Raw genomic sequence first — 17,680 nt, 5'->3', positions numbered from 1 at the left:
CAGTTAATTTTTTTACCTTTAAGATACCTGACTTCTATAGAGCATAGCATAAGTTCCTCCAGAACGAATCAGTTCATCATGGGTTCCCGTTTCTTTAATGCCTGTTCCTTCTAAAACTACAATTTTATCTGCATTAAGGATAGTTGATAATCTATGAGCAATTACTATAGTTGTTCGATCTTTTGAAATTTCATCTAATGCAGCTTGAATTTCTTTCTCTGTTTTTGTATCAAGAGCTGACGTTGCTTCATCTAAAATAAGAATAGGTGAATTTCTAAGAATTGCTCTAGCTATGGAAATTCTCTGTTTCTGTCCTCCAGAAAGACGTACTCCACGCTCACCTATTATGGTATCATAACCATTTTCTAAATTCTCAATAAAATCATGAGCATTAGCTGCTTTTGAAGCCTCAAGAACCTGCTCCCTAGTAGCTTCTTTCCAGCCATAAACAATATTTTCATAAATTGTTCCGTTAAATAAAAAGGTGTCCTGCAAAACCATGCTTATATTGTCCCTAAGACTCTTTAAAGTTACATCTTTAATATCTATTCCATCGATTAAAATGCTTCCATTCTGAGGATCATAAAAGCGATTTAAAAGGCTAGCTATTGTGGTTTTACCAACTCCAGTTGCCCCAACGAAAGCTACAGTTTCTCCCGGATTTACTTTTAAATTTATATTTTTCAAAACGTTTATCTCATCATTGTAGGAGAAAGAAATTCCCTTAAACTCAACTTCTCCTTTAACCCTAGGTATTTTCTTTGCATTAACTTTTTCTTTAACATCTGTAACTTCATCCATAACCTCAAAGACACGCCTACATCCTGCAACTGCGTTACCTGACATTTCCATAAGCCTTGAAAAACTCTTTATAGGTCCATAAAACATACCAAGATACATAGAAAATCCTACAATATCCCCAATATTAACTTCTCCTCTTGAAACCATAAATCCGCCAAATATTATAACTATAACAGAACCTAGAGCCGTGAAAAATGTAAGAAGTGGAAAAGTGGTTTCAAAAAAGAAGCTTGCCCTTAAGTATGTCTTACTATGTTTCATAGAAAGGTTCTTAATCCTTTTTTCTTCTCTTTCCTGTTGATTGAATATCTGTATTTCTTTAATTCCAGAAAAATTATCTTGCACAGTACCAGAAAGTTCTCCTCTAACCATAGAATTCTGCTTCCATATAGGAGAAAGATACTTACTCTGCCAAAGAGTAATTATAATAAGAAAAGGAATAGCAACAAGACTTATAAAAGCTAACTTTACATTAATAGAAAATAATAATATCCCTACACCTACGAAAGTCAATATATTAACAACAAAATCAGGAATTACGTGAGCTAAAAGAATCTCTACCTCCATAACATCATTAATAACTCTGCTAGTTAAATCTCCTGTACGACTTTTATTAAAATACTTAAGCCCCATATGTTGAAGCTTAGAGTAAAGTTCTGTTCTCATATCTGCAACATAATGCAAAGCTGCATGATGGTTTAAATATCCTGAAATAGAGCTTCCAGCTGATTGAAGTATAGTTGCAACTAAAAGCATCAATCCTATTCGTAAAGATTGAGCTCCAAAATCAGAGCTTCCTTCTGTTGCTATACTTGTAAGCTCTCTTAAGGCCCAGGGATTATAAAATCCTGCTATAGTAGAAATAATAACAGCTATTAATGCTAATATTAAATAAATCCAATATCTTCTGGCTCCTATAAAAATACGTAAAGTGGTCCTCATATACCTACCGCCTCCTTTTCCTTCAATTGCACATCCTCATTTTCATCTATAATATCATAGGTAATGCATACTGGACGATTGCTCTTAGGCTCAATAACAACATCAGCATTAATATTGAAGGTTTTTCTAAGAACCTCTGGAGTCATAACTTCTTCAGGAGTTCCATGTTTTATGATGGCTCCTTTTTGAATAGCAATAATATAGTCAGAAAATCTTGCAGCAAGATTTAAATCATGAAGTACCATAACAATAGTACACTTTTGATTACGGTTAAGCTCATATAAAAGCTTTAAAACCTCTAATTGGTGAGCAAGGTCAAGATAAGTAGTAGGTTCATCTAATAAAATTAAATCAGTTTGCTGTGCTAGAGCCATAGCAATCCAAACTCTCTGTCTTTGCCCTCCTGATAAAGTATCAACTTCTCTTCTCTCAAATTCACTTAACTTAGTTGCAGCTAAAGCCCATTTAACAATTTTTTTATCTTCCTCCGTGAGATTTCCAAAACCTTTTTGATGAGGGAAACGTCCATATGCAACTAACTCACTTACAGTAAGTCCACTTGGTGCATTAGGAGTTTGAGGAAGTATGGCCATCTTTTTAGCTATTTCTTTTGTAGGTAATTTACTTATATCTTGTCCACTTAGATGTACTATACCCTTCTTAGGCTTTAATATACGTCCAACAGCTTTCAAGATAGTTGATTTACCGCAGCCATTTGCTCCTATAATAGAAGTTATCTTTCCCTTTGGTATCTGCATATTTAATTCTTTTACAATAAGAGTATCCTCATAAGCTATATCTAAATTTTTAGTTTCAATACTTTTCATACAAACCTCCTTAATTTGACTTTACTAATAGGTATAAGAAGTAAGGTGTACTTAATACAGTAATAACAATTCCTGTAGGAACATCGGTTCCAAGACTTATAGTTCTAGTAATAGTGTCTGATAATAGAATAATTATTGATCCTACTAAAGATGCCGTAGGAATCAATAGTTTATGATTTGAGCCTACAAACTTCCTTGCCATATGTGGTGAAATCATTCCAACAAAAAAGAAGTTTCCACCTAAGGCTACACTACCTGATGATAAAGCAACAGCTGCTACAGCTAGACCTATGAATTCACTCTTTACTGCTACTCCTAAGCCTGTTGCAGTTTGATTACCAAGGTTTAAAGTATTCAAAATACGAGATTTATAAAATACATATAAAAACAGAATCAATACCCAAGGTGCAAGAATAGAAATATACGTCCAATTGTCTCCCCAAAGACTTCCTGCACTCCATCTTTGAACAAAATCCATCTGATTTTCATCTAGCTTTAAAGTAAGCATCATAGTAACAGCACTATATCCACTTCCAACAGCTACCCCTGTCAAAATTAATCCTGTAGGTGATATATTTTTTCCTCTTCTATAGGAAAGTAAAAATATAAGCACTGCTGCTGTCATTCCACCTACAAAAGCTAGAAGTGGGAGAGCAATAGCCGAAGGTACACTATCTACCTTAAAAATAACTATAAACAATAATACAAATAACCCTGACCCAGAACTTATTCCCAAAGTTCCAGGACTAGCCATATCATTGCGAAGTAAACTCTGCATTACACATCCAGCTGTTCCCATACCAATACCTACAAGCATAGTTAATACAATACGAGGAAGACGAAAATCATATACTATAAGATTTTGTTTAGCTGTGCCTTTCCCAAGAAGAACATTAAAAACTTCCGAAGGAGAGAGATTCATTTTACCTGAATTCACACTTATTACTGCCACAACTAACATAGCAATGGTAAGTACCAAAATAATAGTTATACCACGTGAAACTGAATAACCCTTTTTCTTCATTCAAATTCCCTCCTTTGCATCCTTGTAAGATAAAGAAAATATGGAACACCTATTACAGCAAAAATAATTCCAATTGGAGTTTCATAAGGCTTATTAATAAGCCTTCCAACTAAATCTGCTACCACAGTAATCAAAGCTCCATATAATCCCGAAGCTGGAACAATGTATCTATAATCTACCCCTATAAGGTAGCGGACAATATGAGGTACTATTAATCCTATAAAGCCAACAGGTCCAACAACAATTACAGAAAGTCCTGTAAGTATTAAAACAACTACAGTAGAAATCCCTTTAACCTTCTTAGTATTAAGTCCAAGACCTATAGCTGCATCATCTCCAAGATTTAAAACCGTAATTGAAGGCGATATAACAAGGGCTACAATAATACCTACAATAAAGAATGGGAAAACTATAGCAAGTTCACTCCATTTAGCACCTGCTGTTCCTCCAGCAGTCCAATAAGCTAAAGCATATCCGAGTCTATATTTAATAGAAAGATATTGGCTAAAAGCACCAAATAACATTGATATAGAAATACCTGCTAAGACAAGTCTCTGTGGTTTCATCCCTCCTCTACCGATAGATGCAATAAAATAAGTCATACTTGTAGTAACAGCTGCACCAATGCAGGCAAAAAGCATCATCTGTCCATAACTTCCACCAGGTAAAAATGCCATACAAAAAGCTATAGCAAAAGTAGCACCGCTACTTATACCCATAAGCCCAGAATCAGCAAGAGGGTTTCTTGTAGTTCCCTGCATTATAGCACCACATATGGCAAGGCTTGACCCAACAATTATATTAGCTACTATACGAGGAAGTCTTAGAGTTTGAATAATCTGGTGTTCAGTTAAAGAAGAGTCAAAATTAAAAATGGCTCCCCAAGCTGTAGACAAATTCATATCGGCAGCGCCAAAAGAAATTGACGCCGCTGACATAATCACCAACAAAACCACCCCTGCAATCATATAGATTGTAAAATTCAAAGCTCCTAATTGTCGCTTTTTATTATAGGTCTTTTGCATATTTATTTTCCTTTCTTAATTAAAATTATTTAGCTAATGGATTTATTGCATTAATCATATAGTCAAGTTGTTCAGTAAGACTTGTAATATCAGAATAATAGAAAAGACCTAAGTAATTCCCTGGTATTTCTACAACTCTGCCTGCTGCAACCGCAGGAATGCTCTTCCAAATATCTGTTTTTGCATATTCAGATTCTTTACCTTCTTGTTTGAACCACAATATATAGTCTCCAAAATACTCATGAGCCACTTCATAACTTATAGATCCACGGCCTTTTCCGGATTTCTCTATAAGTTCTTTAAGCTTGGCTGGATATTTAAGGCCAAGATAGTCATATACTAAAGTACCACCTCTAGAGCCTGTCTCATAATATATACCACTCCATTCTCCAGAAGGACCCCAATCTTCCATAATGCTGAAAGTTTTTCCTGTAAACGCATCTCCTTTAAGAGTTTTCTTCGCAACATCAAGTTTTTCTTCAAATTTCTCAACAGCTTCTTTTGCTTCAGTAGTACGTCCTGTAGCTTCTCCAATGAACTTTATTCTATCAATAGAACTTTGAGATTCTGGAATAACAAGAACTGGAGCTATTTTGCTGAATTTATCAAAGTCTGCCTCATCATATGTAATGATAAGATCTGGTTCTAAAGCCATAACTTCTTCTGCTTCCCACTTTTCTATTTTTGTTGTAGCCTTAAGTTTATTATAAAAAGGCATAGTTTCTTGTTCCCAAGCATTATATCCAACTAGATTTAACCCTAAAGTAATAACATCTCCAACATACCAGTTTGCAACCACACGCTCAGGTTTAGCAGGAACTGTAATATCTCCTTTTACAGTAGTTACAGTACGAACAGTTGATTCTTTTTTCTCTGCATTTTTAGATGAAGAGCAACCATATAAAATTGCTGTAGTCATAAATATTGCACAAAATAATGACAATAATTTTTTCATTTTATATCTCTCCTTTATAAATATCTTATATTAATCTGATAACGCCGGCACCTGCGTTATATACGAATGTAAGACTAGTCTAACTTTAAAAATCGTAGCATTTATAACTTCTCCTGTCAATCGCTTAAGAAGCTCATTTTCAGAAGTCATTTTCTATTAAAATGATGGTAATTTATTGTTTTATAAGAGTTAAATGAAAATAGTTCTCTTCGTTATGGATTGCAATTTAAATAAAACGGATTATATTTATATTGAAAATCATTCTCAAATAATGATATAATTTTCTTACTTTAAATCAAAGAAAAGAGAGGTGTGAAAGTTTTATGTATGAATATAAAGATTCTTCTTGGAAAGCTTTAGCGGATAAATATAATCTTACTAAAAGACCCTATGGCAAAGGGCAAATTTATGATTTTCCACATCATTGGTCAAATGGATGGATTGCAGAAATAAACCCTGCTAAAGGATTATTTGTTTCAAGTGCTTGGCTTACTCCAAGTGAACAGATAGTACATACAATAAATTCTAGTGATCCTTTTATGCTGCTTTTTTGTATTGACTGCGGAGAAATAGTCTATTCACAGCAAGGAAAGAAGAAGCAAGCTTTATCCCCTATCACTCATCTAATTATTAATCCTCAAAAACAATTTACCTTTACTTTCTCTAAAGACGTACACTATTGTTTTACCAGTGTTTTAATTTTTGATGGCTTTATAAAACCTTTTCTCAAAGATCGCACCAATGCACCTAAAATCAGTGTTGAGGATGCGAAGCTTTGGAAAACACAACATTACAATACCCCTGATATAATGCTTATTTTGGAACAAATTAGATGGGCTGTACGAAATACAGACATGCCTTTACTTGCTTTTGAGGGTATGACTTTGCATCTATTATCTGCAATCACTAGAAATTTCCCTGATATACCTAAAATAAGAAGCAGCCGCCGTCACTATGTTACTTGGGAAAATGAGCAAAAGATTTATGAAGTGAAAACTAAAATTGATGAGGATATTTTGAACCCTCCAGCTATAATTGAACTATGCAGAATAGCTGAAATGAGCGAAAGCAAGCTTCGTGAATCTTTTAAAAACCACTATGGAATTCCCCTTTATAAATATATTCGCATAGAAACCATGAAAAGAGCCATGCAGCTTTTATCTGCTGACCATCTAAGTATTCGTAACATATCTGAACTATGCGGCTATAAAAATCCAGCAAAATTTGCTGCTGCCTTTAAAGATGTACATGGAATTACTCCTAGTTATTTTAGAAAATCTTTTAATTTATAAAAAAATTTAAGATACTTATATCACATAAGTATCTTAATCTTTCTTACTAACTTTCTAGTAATTTATTCATAATATAATCTAACTGTACATTAGATGAGTAAATATCTATATCATAAAATAATGTAAAATCAATTGGTATAACATGTCCTTCTTTAACTGCCGGAATTGACTGCCAAACTGGATTGTTCGCTAGTTTCCCAATCTCTCCACTAAATATTATGTAATCTCCAGCATAATCCTTAATTGTTTCAAGAGAAATCTCTCGATGCTGATCTTTACCAATAACTTCATTCTGTATAACATCTGGTGCTTTGAATCCTAATTGACTATAAATTAGGTCGCCTCCACGGCCCCATTTATCACCATACACCCAAACTCCTCCATTTTGGTTGCTTTCAAAAATACTGAATTTCTTATCCATAATTTTTTTAGAATCCAATTCTTTCTTTGCATTATTTATCTTTTCTTTAAAATCAGACTGTGCCTTTTCTGCCTCTTCCTTTTTATTTAAAACCTCCCCTAAAAAGGCTATTCTCTCCTCCATATTAAGAGTAGTAAAAGGAATATAAACTGTAGGAGCAATCTTAGAAAATTCATCAATCTTTTCTTCGCTTACAACAAGAATAAGGTCTGGATCATATTTCATTATCTCTTCTGGTTCAAACTTTTCCCATACAGGTAAACCCTCTACCTCTTTTTCATAAGCACTACCTTTTGCATCATATGTAGCTACTGGTTTAACTCCTAAAGCCAAAACATCACCCATTCCATAAGTAGCAATAACTCTTTTAGGATTAGCAGGAACATTAACATCACCTCTTACAGTACTTACAGTACGAACAGCTTCTTCTTTTTTAGTAGTATCCTTAGCTGAAGAACAACCAACTAAAATTAAAGTAGTCATAAATATTGTACAAAATAATGACAATAATTTTTTCATTTTATATCTCTCCCTTATAAACATCTTATTTTTAACCTGAATAACACCTATGCCCGTGCTATACAAAAATGTAAGACTAGTCTAACTTTTAAAAGCGTAGCATTTATATTTTCCTCTGTCAATTGTCAAGGAAGCTCCTTTCCAAAAGTTACTTTTTCTTAAAATAAGGGCTATTTATTGTCTTATAATAGTTAAATGAAAATTCTTCTCTTTATTATGGAGTGTAACTTAATTAAAATGGATTATGCAATATACATATCTTAAAGAGCTTCTTTTTTGTATAATTTTACTAACCCACTAATTTAAAATTCTATAAGATAAATACATAAAAAATTAGCTAGTAAAATCTACTTTTACTAGCTAATACTTTTAATCTCCAACACCAAAATCAGTATTTTCAAATAATATTTCTATTTTTTCAACATCTCTTAAGAATTGATATTCTTTTTCAAACCACTTTATTAATTCTTCATCCCTTTTTATTTCAGTAGTATTTTCAGTAAATATATTTACTGTTCCATAGTCAAAATGATGTAATACTATATCTATATCTCTTTTTATCATTTCTTTAGTTTGTCCTTTTATCCCAACCAAAAGACAAACTGATTGAAAATGCTCTTTTACTTCTTCATATGTTTTAAAGTTAGCATTTTTATTTAAGAATTTGTTTCTAAAATCATTATCGAAACTCTCAACTCCAATTTTAAAAACTATTTCTATTCCAAAAAAATCTCTCATTTCTTGTAGTTTATTTTTATAACACCAATGACTTTCTAAAAATATTTTTTTTATACCGTTCTTATCTATTACTTCTTTTATCTTATTTAATGTTTCTTTTGGTAATTCAAAACAGCTCCCAGAATTTATTACTTCTAAAGTCTTATAAACACCATTTACATTATCAAGAACTTCAAAATCCAATTTATTTATTTCTTCCTCTTTTGTTGAGTTATCATCTATATAATCACAAAATGTACATTTTCCCCAAATACATGGAAATCCTTTTAATAAAACAATTTCTCTCTTATTTTTTTCTTTTATAACATTATATCTGTCCATTAACTTCATTCCTAACTAAATTCATAATAAATTTCATTGGCATCGCTTTTATTACTGAAAATACTAATGCAAAACTAACGGCTTTATCTAATAAATCAGTAAATATTTGAGTAGAAAATACTGCTGTAATTGTACTTATTCCTAAATTTTTAAATATAGCAACAATTATGCTAGAACCTGATGACGTTACTCCATTAAACACAAATGCTGCTACTATTGATGCCGTTATTGATCCTAAAACAGTAATTAATATAATTGATAATACAGATCTAATACCTTCAAATTTAGAATTTTTAAAACATGCTCCCGTACTTAAACCTACAATTATTTGAACAGGCATAAAGTAAAATGAAATTGGATCAAAAGTTGCTCCATTTACTATTGAAGTTAATCCACCAACTATTCCGCCATTAATTGGACCTAGTAAAACTGCACTTAATAAAGTTCCTATTGTATCAATATATATTGGTAATTTAAAACTTAGCGCTATAAATCCCCCTACAAGATTTATAACTATACATAAAGACATAAATGTCATTACATTTAAATTTATTTTTTTCATATTTTAATTCCCCCTTTTATTGCTTAATTGCCGTACTTTGAATTATTTAATATATTAAAAATATCTTTCTTATGCTCTGGAAGTAACCTTGTTAAAAACATTTCCATGAATGCTTTTGAATTTACTTCTGTTAATACCAGGCAATTTGGTTCTTTTCTATAAAAATCCCCTTCATCTACTAAGCTCATACCAATTGCTTTTCCTTCTGTAACTATATCCACGTAATATTCTTTTCCACTACAAAGACTTGGATCTATAAAATAAGCTATTGCTAATGGATCATTTATCACGCACCCCAAAGTTCTTTCTTGCTCCCAATGAAAATCCACATAAAATCTTGTTATTTTAACTATTAAATCTGCTAATGGATTCTTAAATTGTTTTAACATCTCTATATAGTTAGGCGTTAATACAATTTCTCTTGTTACATCTAATCCAACCATGGTAATTTTTCTATTAAGTTCATTAAAAACTTTTTCTGCGCCATGTGGATCTACCCAAAAATTAAATTCAGCAACTTGCGAACAATTTCCAAAGCTCTTAAATGCTCCCCCCATTAAAATTAATTCTTTCATCTTTCTCGTTGTTTCTTTATCTTTATCTAAAGCTTTTGCAATATTAGTTAAGGGACCTATTGCTATTATTGATAATTCATCCTCTTCTTTTAAAGAATCTAAAATGAAATCTACTGCGCCTTCTTTATAATTAGCTTCTTCTACTTTCGGTAAAAATGTTTCTCCAAGTCCATCTTCACCATGAGTATCTTCTGCTGTAATTAGCTCTCTTGTTAGTGGTTCCCCATCCCCTATATATACAGGAATATCTAACCTTCCAAGTTCTTTTAATATTTTAAGAGCATTTTCTGCACCTTTTTTAGCATGTACATTACCAGAAACAATAGTTATACCTTTTACTTCTAATTCCTCAGACTTTAATGCAAACATGATTGCTAATGAATCATCAATTCCAGGATCACAATCTATTATTATTTTTTTCTTATTCATTACTACTTCTCCTTACCTTTTGTGTTTAGAACACAAATACAACGCTTACTCTTCATATCTAATTCTCCACTATTATTCTCTCTAAACACATATATTATTAGATTTTTTTAATTTAAGGCTATGTTTTAAAATACATTATTTTAAAAGTTATCCACAAATTTTTTAATAATATAAATTCCTAAAGAATAAAAAATGCCTTGAGAATAACCATCTCAAAGCATGAAAAATAAAAAAAGTCGCAATTAACCATGCGACTTATTAAATCTTATTTAATTGCCTAGTTTTTTATAGAGGGATGGTCTTCGAACCTCTCCCACTTTTTAACAAAGTGGATTTTTATTAAATTTTCTTATTGAGTATATCAAATATTATAATTATTTTCAAGTAACATTTACTTACTTTGAACCTTGTCTAATTTTTTATTGTATAGAAACATATATAATGAAGCTGTAAATATTATTAAATATCCTATAATACTTAAGTGATCTGGTAATGCTCCAAATATAACTAAACTTATTATAGCTGAGAATAATATGTTAGAATAATCAAAGATTGATATTTCCTTAGCTGGTGCATACTTATAAGCTAAAGTTACTCCAAATTGACCTACACTTGCAAAAACACCTGCTAATATCAAATAAATTAATTGCATCATAGTCATAGATTTATAGGATAGCATCATAAATGGAAATAATACTATTGATGAAAAAGTTGAAAAATAAAATACTATCGTATAATGTTTTTCTTTTCCCCCCAATTCTCTTACACAAGTATAAGCTGCTGCTGCAAATATAGCACCACCAACTCCTGCTAAAGCCGATATTACTTCAAGATTGAATGATGGCTTTATAATGAATAATGCTCCTAAAAATGCAATTATTAAAGATATGATTTGTTTTGTATTTATTTTTTCTTTTAAAAATAAAGCTGAAAAAATAATCACAAAAAATGGGCTCAATTTATTTAGCATATTAGCATCTGATAAAACTAATTTATCTATTGTATAAAAATTCAATACAATTCCCAGTGTTCCAAATAAAGATCTTAATACAAGAATCTTTTGATTTTCTCTTTTTCCAAAAAAGCTTTCTTTATGTTTAATTATTAAACTTAAAGCAATTAAACTTGCTACTAAATTTCTAAAAAATGATTTTTGTAAAGATGGTAAATCTCCTGAAAGCTTAACAAAAGCTGACATCATTGCAAATCCAAATGCTGATAATATTATAAATATTATTCCTTTACTTCTATTACTAAAATTATCTAAATTCATGATTTCCTCACTTTCTTAATTAAATAAAGTTCTATATATAATTTATATATTTTTTAAAACTTTGCTTCAATAACTTATTCATATAAAATTCTTTCCATTAACTATAATAACATATTACTTTTAGTTCTTTAAAATTTAATGTTAAATAATATATAAACATTTATTCAAAATATGGATAAAATAAAAACTGCTGATAACAATTTTATCAGCAGTTTCTATTTTAATACGTATGATTAATTATAATATATAATTTGATGAAATGTACTTTTTCTTAGGGAGAACAGAAAAAATCCAAACTAAATAATAAGGTCACGCAATTATTTATTTAGTAAATTAGTATTTTGAGTGTGTGCTTTCAATACTTGCTAATTTATTTTTTCATAGTACACTTCATAAAATCTTTGCTTTGGTAAAATTTTTATTGTGTATAGCAATAATTTGTCTCATTTGTCATTGAATGAGTTATGTTTGCTTTGAGATTGATTCTCATTTACAATATTATAATATCTCTATTTTGTACTATTGTCAATACTTTATTAGAAAAATTTAAAATTTATTTTTTAATTGTTTATAATATAAAATTTCTATTAAAATTCTATGTCTTTAACTTGCTTATATAATTTACTAAAACAGAATCTTGTTTAATTTATGAATATATAAATTTTCTGCTAAGTTGATAGGTCTTAAATCAAAAATTGATATTATAATGTAAGATTTAATTTATAGTAATTAAGCTTACATTTATAATATCAATTTTATTTTAATCTAGAATACTTAAATTTTTCATACTTAAGTCTAATATTTTAGCTGAATGAGTTAACGCCCCCACTGATATATAGTCAACTCCTATTTCTGCTATTTCTTTTATGTTATCTATATTTACATTACCTGAAAATTCTATTAAAACCCTATTATTAATTATTCTTACTGCTTCCTTTGCTGTTTTCAAATTCATATTATCAAGCATTATTATATCCACTTTAGCTTCTAATGCTTCATTAACCATATCTAATGTTTCTGCCTCCACTTCTATTTTTCTAACAAATGATGAATTCTTTTTACACATCTCAACTGCCTTTTTTATTCCACCAGCTGCACTTATATGATTATCTTTAAGCATAATTCCATCAGATAAATTAAACCTATGGTTATCTCCCCCACCAATTTTTACTGAATACTTTTCTAAAATTCTTAAATTAGGAGTTGTCTTTCTAGTATCTAATAACTTAGCCCTTGTATGCTCTATTTTGTTAACAAATTTATTTGTAAGAGTTGCTATACCACTCATTCTTTGTAGTAAATTTAATGCTACTCTTTCGCCTAATAATACATTACGTGTATCACCTTTCAATAAAGCAATTTTTTCACCAGGACATATTTTATCACCATCTTTTTTATTAAATCCAATCTGAACATTTCCTAAAATATCAAATACTCTTTTAAATACTTCTAATCCTGAAAGTATTCCCTCCTCTTTACATAATAGGTCTACTGTGCATATGCTACTTTCTTTTATTATTGAATTTGTTGTTATATCTTCATTTGGAATATCCTCTAATAATGCTTCTTTTATTATTTTATCTACAACTAAATAATTCATTTGTTACCATTCCCCCATTTAAAACAAGCAATTCTTTAACTATCTGTTCTTTTTCTTCACTTAATTCTTCTATTGATTTATTTATATTTTTTACTGATATAATATTAGAATTGATATATTTTTCTGTTGAATTAATCAAATTTGCACACCTTTTTGAAAATACAAGTCCCTCTAATAGTGAATTGCTTGCAAGGCGATTAGCTCCATGAATTCCAGTGCAACTTGTCTCTCCAACAGCATATAAATTTTTCATTGAAGTTACTGCATTAATATCCACTTCTACTCCTCCCATAAAAAAATGTTGTGCTGGTGAAACTTTAATATAGTCTTTAGTTATATCAGTTCCTCTTTTTAGACATTCTTTATATATTGATGAAAATCTATTCATAATATAATCTTTATCTAAAAATGTTATATCTAAATATACGTATTCACTGTCTGTTTTTTTCATTTCTTCATACACAGCTTTAGAAACCACATCTCTTGGCAAAAGTTCATTAATAAATCTTTCACCATTAATATTTAAAAGTTTTCCTCCTTCTCCCCTTAAAGACTCTGATATAAGAAATCTTCTCTCAAAATTACCTTCGTCATAAAATACTGTTGGGTGAATTTGAATATAATTAATATCCTTCACTTTTATATCATGCTTCTTAGCAATAGCTAATGAGTCACCTTTTAATATTCTTTGGTTTGTTGAATCACTAAATAATCCACCTATTCCTCCAGTGGCTAATACTACATTTTTAGCATAAACATTTATTTGATCATTATCTTTTAATAATATTCCACCAATACATTTATTTTCATTTTCTATAATGTCAACAAAATAAGTATTTTCATAAATCATTATATTTTCTTTTTCTTTTGCTTGTTCAATAAGTACTTTTGCTACATTTTCACCAGTGTTATCTTTTGTGTGAACAATTCTATTTACTGAATGTGCTCCTTCTTTAGTATAATTTAAAGTTCCATCATCGTTCTTATCAAAATTTACACCAAGAGATATTAAATTTTTTATATTACTCATTGATTCATTAGCTAAAACCTCTACTGCTTTTAAATCATTTTTGTATTGTCCAGCTTTTAAAGTGTCTTCTATAAAAATAGGTATGTCCTCTTTACTTATTGATGTAGATATACCTCCTTGTGCCAAATAAGTATTCGTACATGTAACACTAGATTTGCATACTACTAAAACATTTAAGTTTTCGTTTAAATTTAATGCACAGTATAGTCCTGATACGCCTGAACCTATTACTAAAACATCTACAAATTTATTTCTAACCATATTTATTACTCCCCTAACTTATGCATATTTTCTAATGAAACTAATGCTCTCTTTCTAATATCTTCATCTAGTGTTATTTCATTTTTCATATTTAGCAAAGTATAATATAAATTTTCTAAGCTTGTCTTCTTCATATTCCCACAGCATATACTTTTTCCTGGAATATAAAACTTTTTATTAGGATTTTTATTTTTTAATTCATACAAAATCCCTTCTTCGGTACAAATAATAAATTCACTGCCTTTATCCTCCGTTGCGTAATTTATTATTTCACTTGTACTTCCGATATAATCTCCTAAACCTCTTATTTCCTTTGTACATTCTGGATGAACTAATATTTTTGCTTCCGTATATTGTTCCTTTAACATTAATATATCTTCTTTTAAAATTTTATTGTGACATGGACAGAATCCATCCCATAATATAAAATCCTTCTCTTTAAAAAATTCTGATATATATTGACCTAAATTTTTATCTGGTAAAAATATTATTTGTTTATTAGGCACATTCTTTATTATTTTTAATGCACTTGAAGAGGTAACTGAAACATCACTACATGCTTTAACTTTATATGTAGAATTTATATAACATACTACATAAGCATTAGGATATTTTTCTTTTAAAGTTAATAATTCTTTTTCTTTTGCCATATCTGCCATTAAACAACCTGCATCAATACATGGCATTAATACTTTTTTGTTAGGAGATAATATCTTTGCACTTTCTCCCATAAATTTAACTCCACAAAACACTATTACCTCTTCTTTACAACTTCTAGCTATCTTACTTAAATAATACGAATCTCCAACATAGTCTGCTAATTCTTGTATTATATCTGGCTGATAATAATGAGCTAATATTATTGCATTTTTTTCATTTTTTAACTTTAATATTTTATCTATTAAATCTATAGACATAGTTACACCACTTTCAATTTTATTTTACATCTGTATATACACTTATGTAATGATTATATCACCACCATTTTTTATCTTCAATATATAAATAATCCAAATTATAATAAACAGAATTAATATAATAAATAAATATTTTTGTTTTTTGAGGGAATACTTTTATTGTGTGCTAATAATAGGTTAAAACGTACTTTAAATAGATTACGTTGAATTTACAAATTTAAATTCTAATTTAGATTAAAATTTATACTAAATTATAATATGAAATTCAGTATAAATTTTCCTTATTTTAGAATGAATAAATTTTAGGAGGAACATATAATGAAAAAGTTTGTTTGTACAGTATGTGGTTATATTCATGAAGGAGATACCCCACCTGAAATTTGCCCTGTTTGTAAAGTAGGTGCAGATAAATTTATTGAAATGAAGGATGATATGGCTTGGGCTGATGAGCATAAAATAGGAATAGCAAGCGGCATCCCTAGTGAACTTATAGAAGACTTAAGAGCTAACTTTACAGGAGAATGTACTGAAGTTGGAATGTATTTAGCTATGTCTCGTCAAGCTGATAGAGAAGGTTATCCTGAAGTTGCAGAAGCATATAAAAGAATTGCATTTGAAGAAGCAGAACATGCTGCTAAATTCGCTGAAATTTTAGGTGAAGTAGTAGTTCCTGATACAAAAGCTAATTTAAAAGCTAGAGTTGAAGCTGAATTTGGTGCTTGTGATGGTAAAAAGAAATTAGCTACATTAGCAAAAAAGGAGAATTTAGATGCTATACATGATACAGTTCATGAAATGTGTAAAGATGAAGCTAGACATGGTAGAGCATTCAAGGGACTACTAGATAGATATTTTAAGTAGAAATATCTATCTAAAATTATTTTAAATATAATACTAAAACATAGCATAAATATAAAATTTTATTTTAAGAGGAGTGTCTTTAATGCAAAAAATTAATTGTGACGTAAATAATTGTTCTCATAACTGTTCTGGTGTTTGTTACGCTAATCGTGTTGATATAGGTGGAGATTCTGCACAAAAAGATTGTGATACTTGCTGCGGATCTTTTTTAGATAAAAAAAATTATAGTGATTTAACTAATAATTCAAATAGTTCTGGTGAATGTGATTGTCTAGTTTGTACTGTTAAAACTTGTACTCACAATTGCAATAACCTTTGTGATCTTTCATCAATAAATGTTAGTGGAGCAAATCCAAACATGTATATAGAAACTAATTGCCAAAGTTTTGAAGCTAAATAAACTATTCTAATCAAATTAAAAACTTTTGAATTCATTTATATGCTGAATTTAAAAGTTTTTATTTTTATTTAATTTCTTTAATACACATCTTGTATTTGCACCTTACTCTGTTATACTTGTTATTGTCATGTAAGATTGAAAGAGGTGTTCATTATAAAAACAAATTATAAAAATGTAGAAAATAACTATGAAATTAATAACAAAATTGCTTTTATTACAATTTTAAAGAAAAATGGTGAAGAACTTACAACTAAAATAGATGTTGAAGATCTTAATAAAGTTAAAGAACTAGGTAATTGGTTCGCTGAATGGAACAAAGATCTTAATAGCTATATAGTACAAAATATAAGCTTAACTAAAATGAATAAAAAGTCTAAACCACTAAAGCAAAGTTTACAATCTATAATTTTAGATACTAATCCAAAGACTCCTATTAGACATATTAATGGAGATACTTTAGATAATAGAAGATCTAATTTAGAAATAGTTGAACGTAACATAAGAAATGATTATGAAGTGGTTAATGATGATACTATAGCTATACTTTTAAGAGATAAATATGGTAAGGTACAAAATAAAGCATTAATATCTAAAGAAGATTTAAGAAAAGTAGTAACTGATACATATACTTGGGTGCTTCACAAAAATTATGATAATTTATGTGTTATTGCAAATACACCTAATGGTAGAATACATTTAGATAGGGTACTTATGAATCCTGATGAAAACCAAACAGTTCATCATATTAATCTTAATCCATTAGATAATAGAAGAAGCAATTTAGAAACAGCAAGCATTTAATTCTATTATTCTCATAAAAATTTAGCCTATGTTTTACTAAAGTGTTAATACACTTAAAACATAGGCTAAATTTAAAATAAGCTATAAGTATACTTTTTTATACTTA

General features: G+C 29.5%; 17 protein-coding genes and 1 riboswitch. Of the genes, 4 read left to right on the top strand and 13 right to left on the bottom strand.

The genetic code is table 11. From position 1 onward, the window contains the following. Positions 1 to 18: 18 nt before the first annotated feature. Genes RGC78_RS06995 through RGC78_RS06975 form a run of 5 tightly spaced genes read right to left on the bottom strand, consistent with a single transcriptional unit; the run spans position 19 to position 5,574 of the window. Positions 19 to 1,743, bottom strand: a complete 1,725-nt coding sequence (locus RGC78_RS06995) for an ABC transporter ATP-binding protein (RefSeq protein WP_252212033.1) — start codon at positions 1,741 to 1,743, stop codon at positions 19 to 21. Then, positions 1,740 to 2,570 carry an ABC transporter ATP-binding protein gene (locus RGC78_RS06990; protein WP_252212030.1) on the bottom strand — a complete coding sequence of 277 codons (831 nt, stop codon included), beginning with the start codon at positions 2,568 to 2,570 and terminating at the stop codon, positions 1,740 to 1,742. The genes RGC78_RS06995 and RGC78_RS06990 overlap by 4 nt, the downstream gene beginning before the upstream one ends. 10 nt (positions 2,571 to 2,580) lie before the next feature. Continuing rightward, positions 2,581 to 3,594, bottom strand: coding sequence for a FecCD family ABC transporter permease (locus RGC78_RS06985; protein WP_252212028.1), 1,014 nt, complete (start codon positions 3,592 to 3,594; stop codon positions 2,581 to 2,583). Continuing rightward, entirely contained in the window at positions 3,591 to 4,619 is a 1,029-nt protein-coding gene (locus RGC78_RS06980) for an iron chelate uptake ABC transporter family permease subunit (protein WP_309556301.1), read from the bottom strand. Before RGC78_RS06980 ends, RGC78_RS06985 begins: the two co-directional genes overlap by 4 nt. A gap of 25 nt (positions 4,620 to 4,644) precedes the next feature. Further along, positions 4,645 to 5,574, bottom strand: a complete 930-nt coding sequence (locus RGC78_RS06975) for an ABC transporter substrate-binding protein (RefSeq protein ID WP_252212026.1) — start codon at positions 5,572 to 5,574, stop codon at positions 4,645 to 4,647. Between the two features lie 323 nt (positions 5,575 to 5,897). On the opposite strand from RGC78_RS06975, the gene RGC78_RS06970 reads away from it, so the two are divergent. Beyond that, positions 5,898 to 6,866 carry a helix-turn-helix domain-containing protein gene (locus RGC78_RS06970; protein WP_252212023.1) on the top strand — a complete coding sequence of 323 codons (969 nt, stop codon included), beginning with the start codon at positions 5,898 to 5,900 and terminating at the stop codon, positions 6,864 to 6,866. A 46-nt stretch (positions 6,867 to 6,912) separates the two neighbouring features. On the opposite strand, the gene RGC78_RS06965 is transcribed toward RGC78_RS06970, so the two are convergent. The 8 genes from RGC78_RS06965 to nadA form a co-directional block, all read right to left on the bottom strand. Further along, a complete protein-coding gene (locus RGC78_RS06965) occupies positions 6,913 to 7,806 on the bottom strand; it encodes an ABC transporter substrate-binding protein (protein ID WP_252212021.1) in 894 nt (297 codons plus the stop codon). Between the two features lie 369 nt (positions 7,807 to 8,175). Next, the gene (locus RGC78_RS06960) at positions 8,176 to 8,865 is read right to left on the bottom strand and encodes a radical SAM protein (RefSeq protein WP_252212019.1); all 690 of its coding nucleotides are present in this window, start codon (positions 8,863 to 8,865) and stop codon (positions 8,176 to 8,178) included. Further along, positions 8,852 to 9,427: an ECF transporter S component gene (locus RGC78_RS06955; RefSeq protein WP_252212017.1), complete on the bottom strand. Its 576-nt coding sequence runs from the start codon at positions 9,425 to 9,427 to the stop codon at positions 8,852 to 8,854. The genes RGC78_RS06960 and RGC78_RS06955 overlap by 14 nt, the downstream gene beginning before the upstream one ends. 23 nt (positions 9,428 to 9,450) lie before the next feature. Further along, positions 9,451 to 10,431 (bottom strand): nucleoside hydrolase, encoded by a 981-nt coding sequence (locus RGC78_RS06950; RefSeq protein ID WP_252212015.1) that lies wholly within the window; start codon positions 10,429 to 10,431, stop codon positions 9,451 to 9,453. 271 nt (positions 10,432 to 10,702) lie between these two features. Then, positions 10,703 to 10,748, bottom strand: a riboswitch (PreQ1 riboswitch). A 74-nt stretch (positions 10,749 to 10,822) separates the two neighbouring features. Beyond that, positions 10,823 to 11,704, bottom strand: coding sequence for a DMT family transporter (locus tag RGC78_RS06945; RefSeq protein WP_252212013.1), 882 nt, complete (start codon positions 11,702 to 11,704; stop codon positions 10,823 to 10,825). A gap of 760 nt (positions 11,705 to 12,464) precedes the next feature. Continuing rightward, complete coding sequence (gene nadC, locus RGC78_RS06940; RefSeq protein WP_252212011.1) at positions 12,465 to 13,304, bottom strand: carboxylating nicotinate-nucleotide diphosphorylase; 840 nt, start codon at positions 13,302 to 13,304, stop codon at positions 12,465 to 12,467. After that, the gene (locus tag RGC78_RS06935; RefSeq protein WP_252212001.1) at positions 13,282 to 14,595 is read right to left on the bottom strand and encodes an L-aspartate oxidase; all 1,314 of its coding nucleotides are present in this window, start codon (positions 14,593 to 14,595) and stop codon (positions 13,282 to 13,284) included. The genes nadC and RGC78_RS06935 overlap by 23 nt, the downstream gene beginning before the upstream one ends. Before the next feature lie 5 nt (positions 14,596 to 14,600). Continuing rightward, positions 14,601 to 15,506: a quinolinate synthase NadA gene (nadA, locus tag RGC78_RS06930; RefSeq protein WP_434062230.1), complete on the bottom strand. Its 906-nt coding sequence runs from the start codon at positions 15,504 to 15,506 to the stop codon at positions 14,601 to 14,603. Positions 15,507 to 15,830: 324 nt separating this feature from the next. Between nadA and RGC78_RS06925 the strand changes: the two genes are divergently transcribed. The 3 genes from RGC78_RS06925 to RGC78_RS06915 all read left to right on the top strand — a co-directional run bounded on the left by RGC78_RS06925 (position 15,831) and on the right by RGC78_RS06915 (position 17,574). After that, positions 15,831 to 16,373 carry an NADH peroxidase gene (locus RGC78_RS06925; protein ID WP_252225544.1) on the top strand — a complete coding sequence of 181 codons (543 nt, stop codon included), beginning with the start codon at positions 15,831 to 15,833 and terminating at the stop codon, positions 16,371 to 16,373. An 82-nt stretch (positions 16,374 to 16,455) separates the two neighbouring features. Continuing rightward, positions 16,456 to 16,773 (top strand): DUF1540 domain-containing protein, encoded by a 318-nt coding sequence (locus tag RGC78_RS06920; RefSeq protein WP_252211994.1) that lies wholly within the window; start codon positions 16,456 to 16,458, stop codon positions 16,771 to 16,773. Between the two features lie 144 nt (positions 16,774 to 16,917). Further along, a complete protein-coding gene (locus RGC78_RS06915; RefSeq protein ID WP_252225545.1) occupies positions 16,918 to 17,574 on the top strand; it encodes a hypothetical protein in 657 nt (218 codons plus the stop codon). Positions 17,575 to 17,680 lie beyond the last annotated feature (106 nt).

The organism is Clostridium aquiflavi (assembly GCF_031344075.1).
Classification (GTDB): Bacteria; Bacillota; Clostridia; order Clostridiales; family Clostridiaceae; genus Clostridium; species Clostridium aquiflavi.
The sequence above is the reverse complement of the archived record's forward strand: the minus strand, read 5'-3'. Positions and strand labels throughout refer to the sequence as shown.

Bases quoted from the DNA above. Each gene is read 5' to 3' on its own strand.
- RGC78_RS06935 (WP_252212001.1), bottom strand. From the start codon at position 14,595: ATGGTTAGAAATAAATTTGTAGATGTTTTAGTAATAGGTTCAGGCGTA.
- RGC78_RS06960 (WP_252212019.1), bottom strand. From the start codon at position 8,865: ATGGACAGATATAATGTTATAAAAGAAAAAAATAAGAGAGAAATTGTT.
- RGC78_RS06990 (WP_252212030.1), bottom strand. From the start codon at position 2,570: ATGAAAAGTATTGAAACTAAAAATTTAGATATAGCTTATGAGGATACT.
- RGC78_RS06925 (WP_252225544.1), top strand. From the start codon at position 15,831: ATGAAAAAGTTTGTTTGTACAGTATGTGGTTATATTCATGAAGGAGAT.
- nadC (WP_252212011.1), bottom strand. From the start codon at position 13,304: ATGAATTATTTAGTTGTAGATAAAATAATAAAAGAAGCATTATTAGAG.
- RGC78_RS06970 (WP_252212023.1), top strand. From the start codon at position 5,898: ATGTATGAATATAAAGATTCTTCTTGGAAAGCTTTAGCGGATAAATAT.
- RGC78_RS06945 (WP_252212013.1), bottom strand. From the start codon at position 11,704: ATGAATTTAGATAATTTTAGTAATAGAAGTAAAGGAATAATATTTATA.
- RGC78_RS06955 (WP_252212017.1), bottom strand. From the start codon at position 9,427: ATGAAAAAAATAAATTTAAATGTAATGACATTTATGTCTTTATGTATA.
- RGC78_RS06980 (WP_309556301.1), bottom strand. From the start codon at position 4,619: ATGCAAAAGACCTATAATAAAAAGCGACAATTAGGAGCTTTGAATTTT.
- RGC78_RS06950 (WP_252212015.1), bottom strand. From the start codon at position 10,431: ATGAATAAGAAAAAAATAATAATAGATTGTGATCCTGGAATTGATGAT.
- RGC78_RS06965 (WP_252212021.1), bottom strand. From the start codon at position 7,806: ATGAAAAAATTATTGTCATTATTTTGTACAATATTTATGACTACTTTA.
- RGC78_RS06920 (WP_252211994.1), top strand. From the start codon at position 16,456: ATGCAAAAAATTAATTGTGACGTAAATAATTGTTCTCATAACTGTTCT.
- RGC78_RS06995 (WP_252212033.1), bottom strand. From the start codon at position 1,743: ATGAGGACCACTTTACGTATTTTTATAGGAGCCAGAAGATATTGGATT.
- RGC78_RS06985 (WP_252212028.1), bottom strand. From the start codon at position 3,594: ATGAAGAAAAAGGGTTATTCAGTTTCACGTGGTATAACTATTATTTTG.
- RGC78_RS06975 (WP_252212026.1), bottom strand. From the start codon at position 5,574: ATGAAAAAATTATTGTCATTATTTTGTGCAATATTTATGACTACAGCA.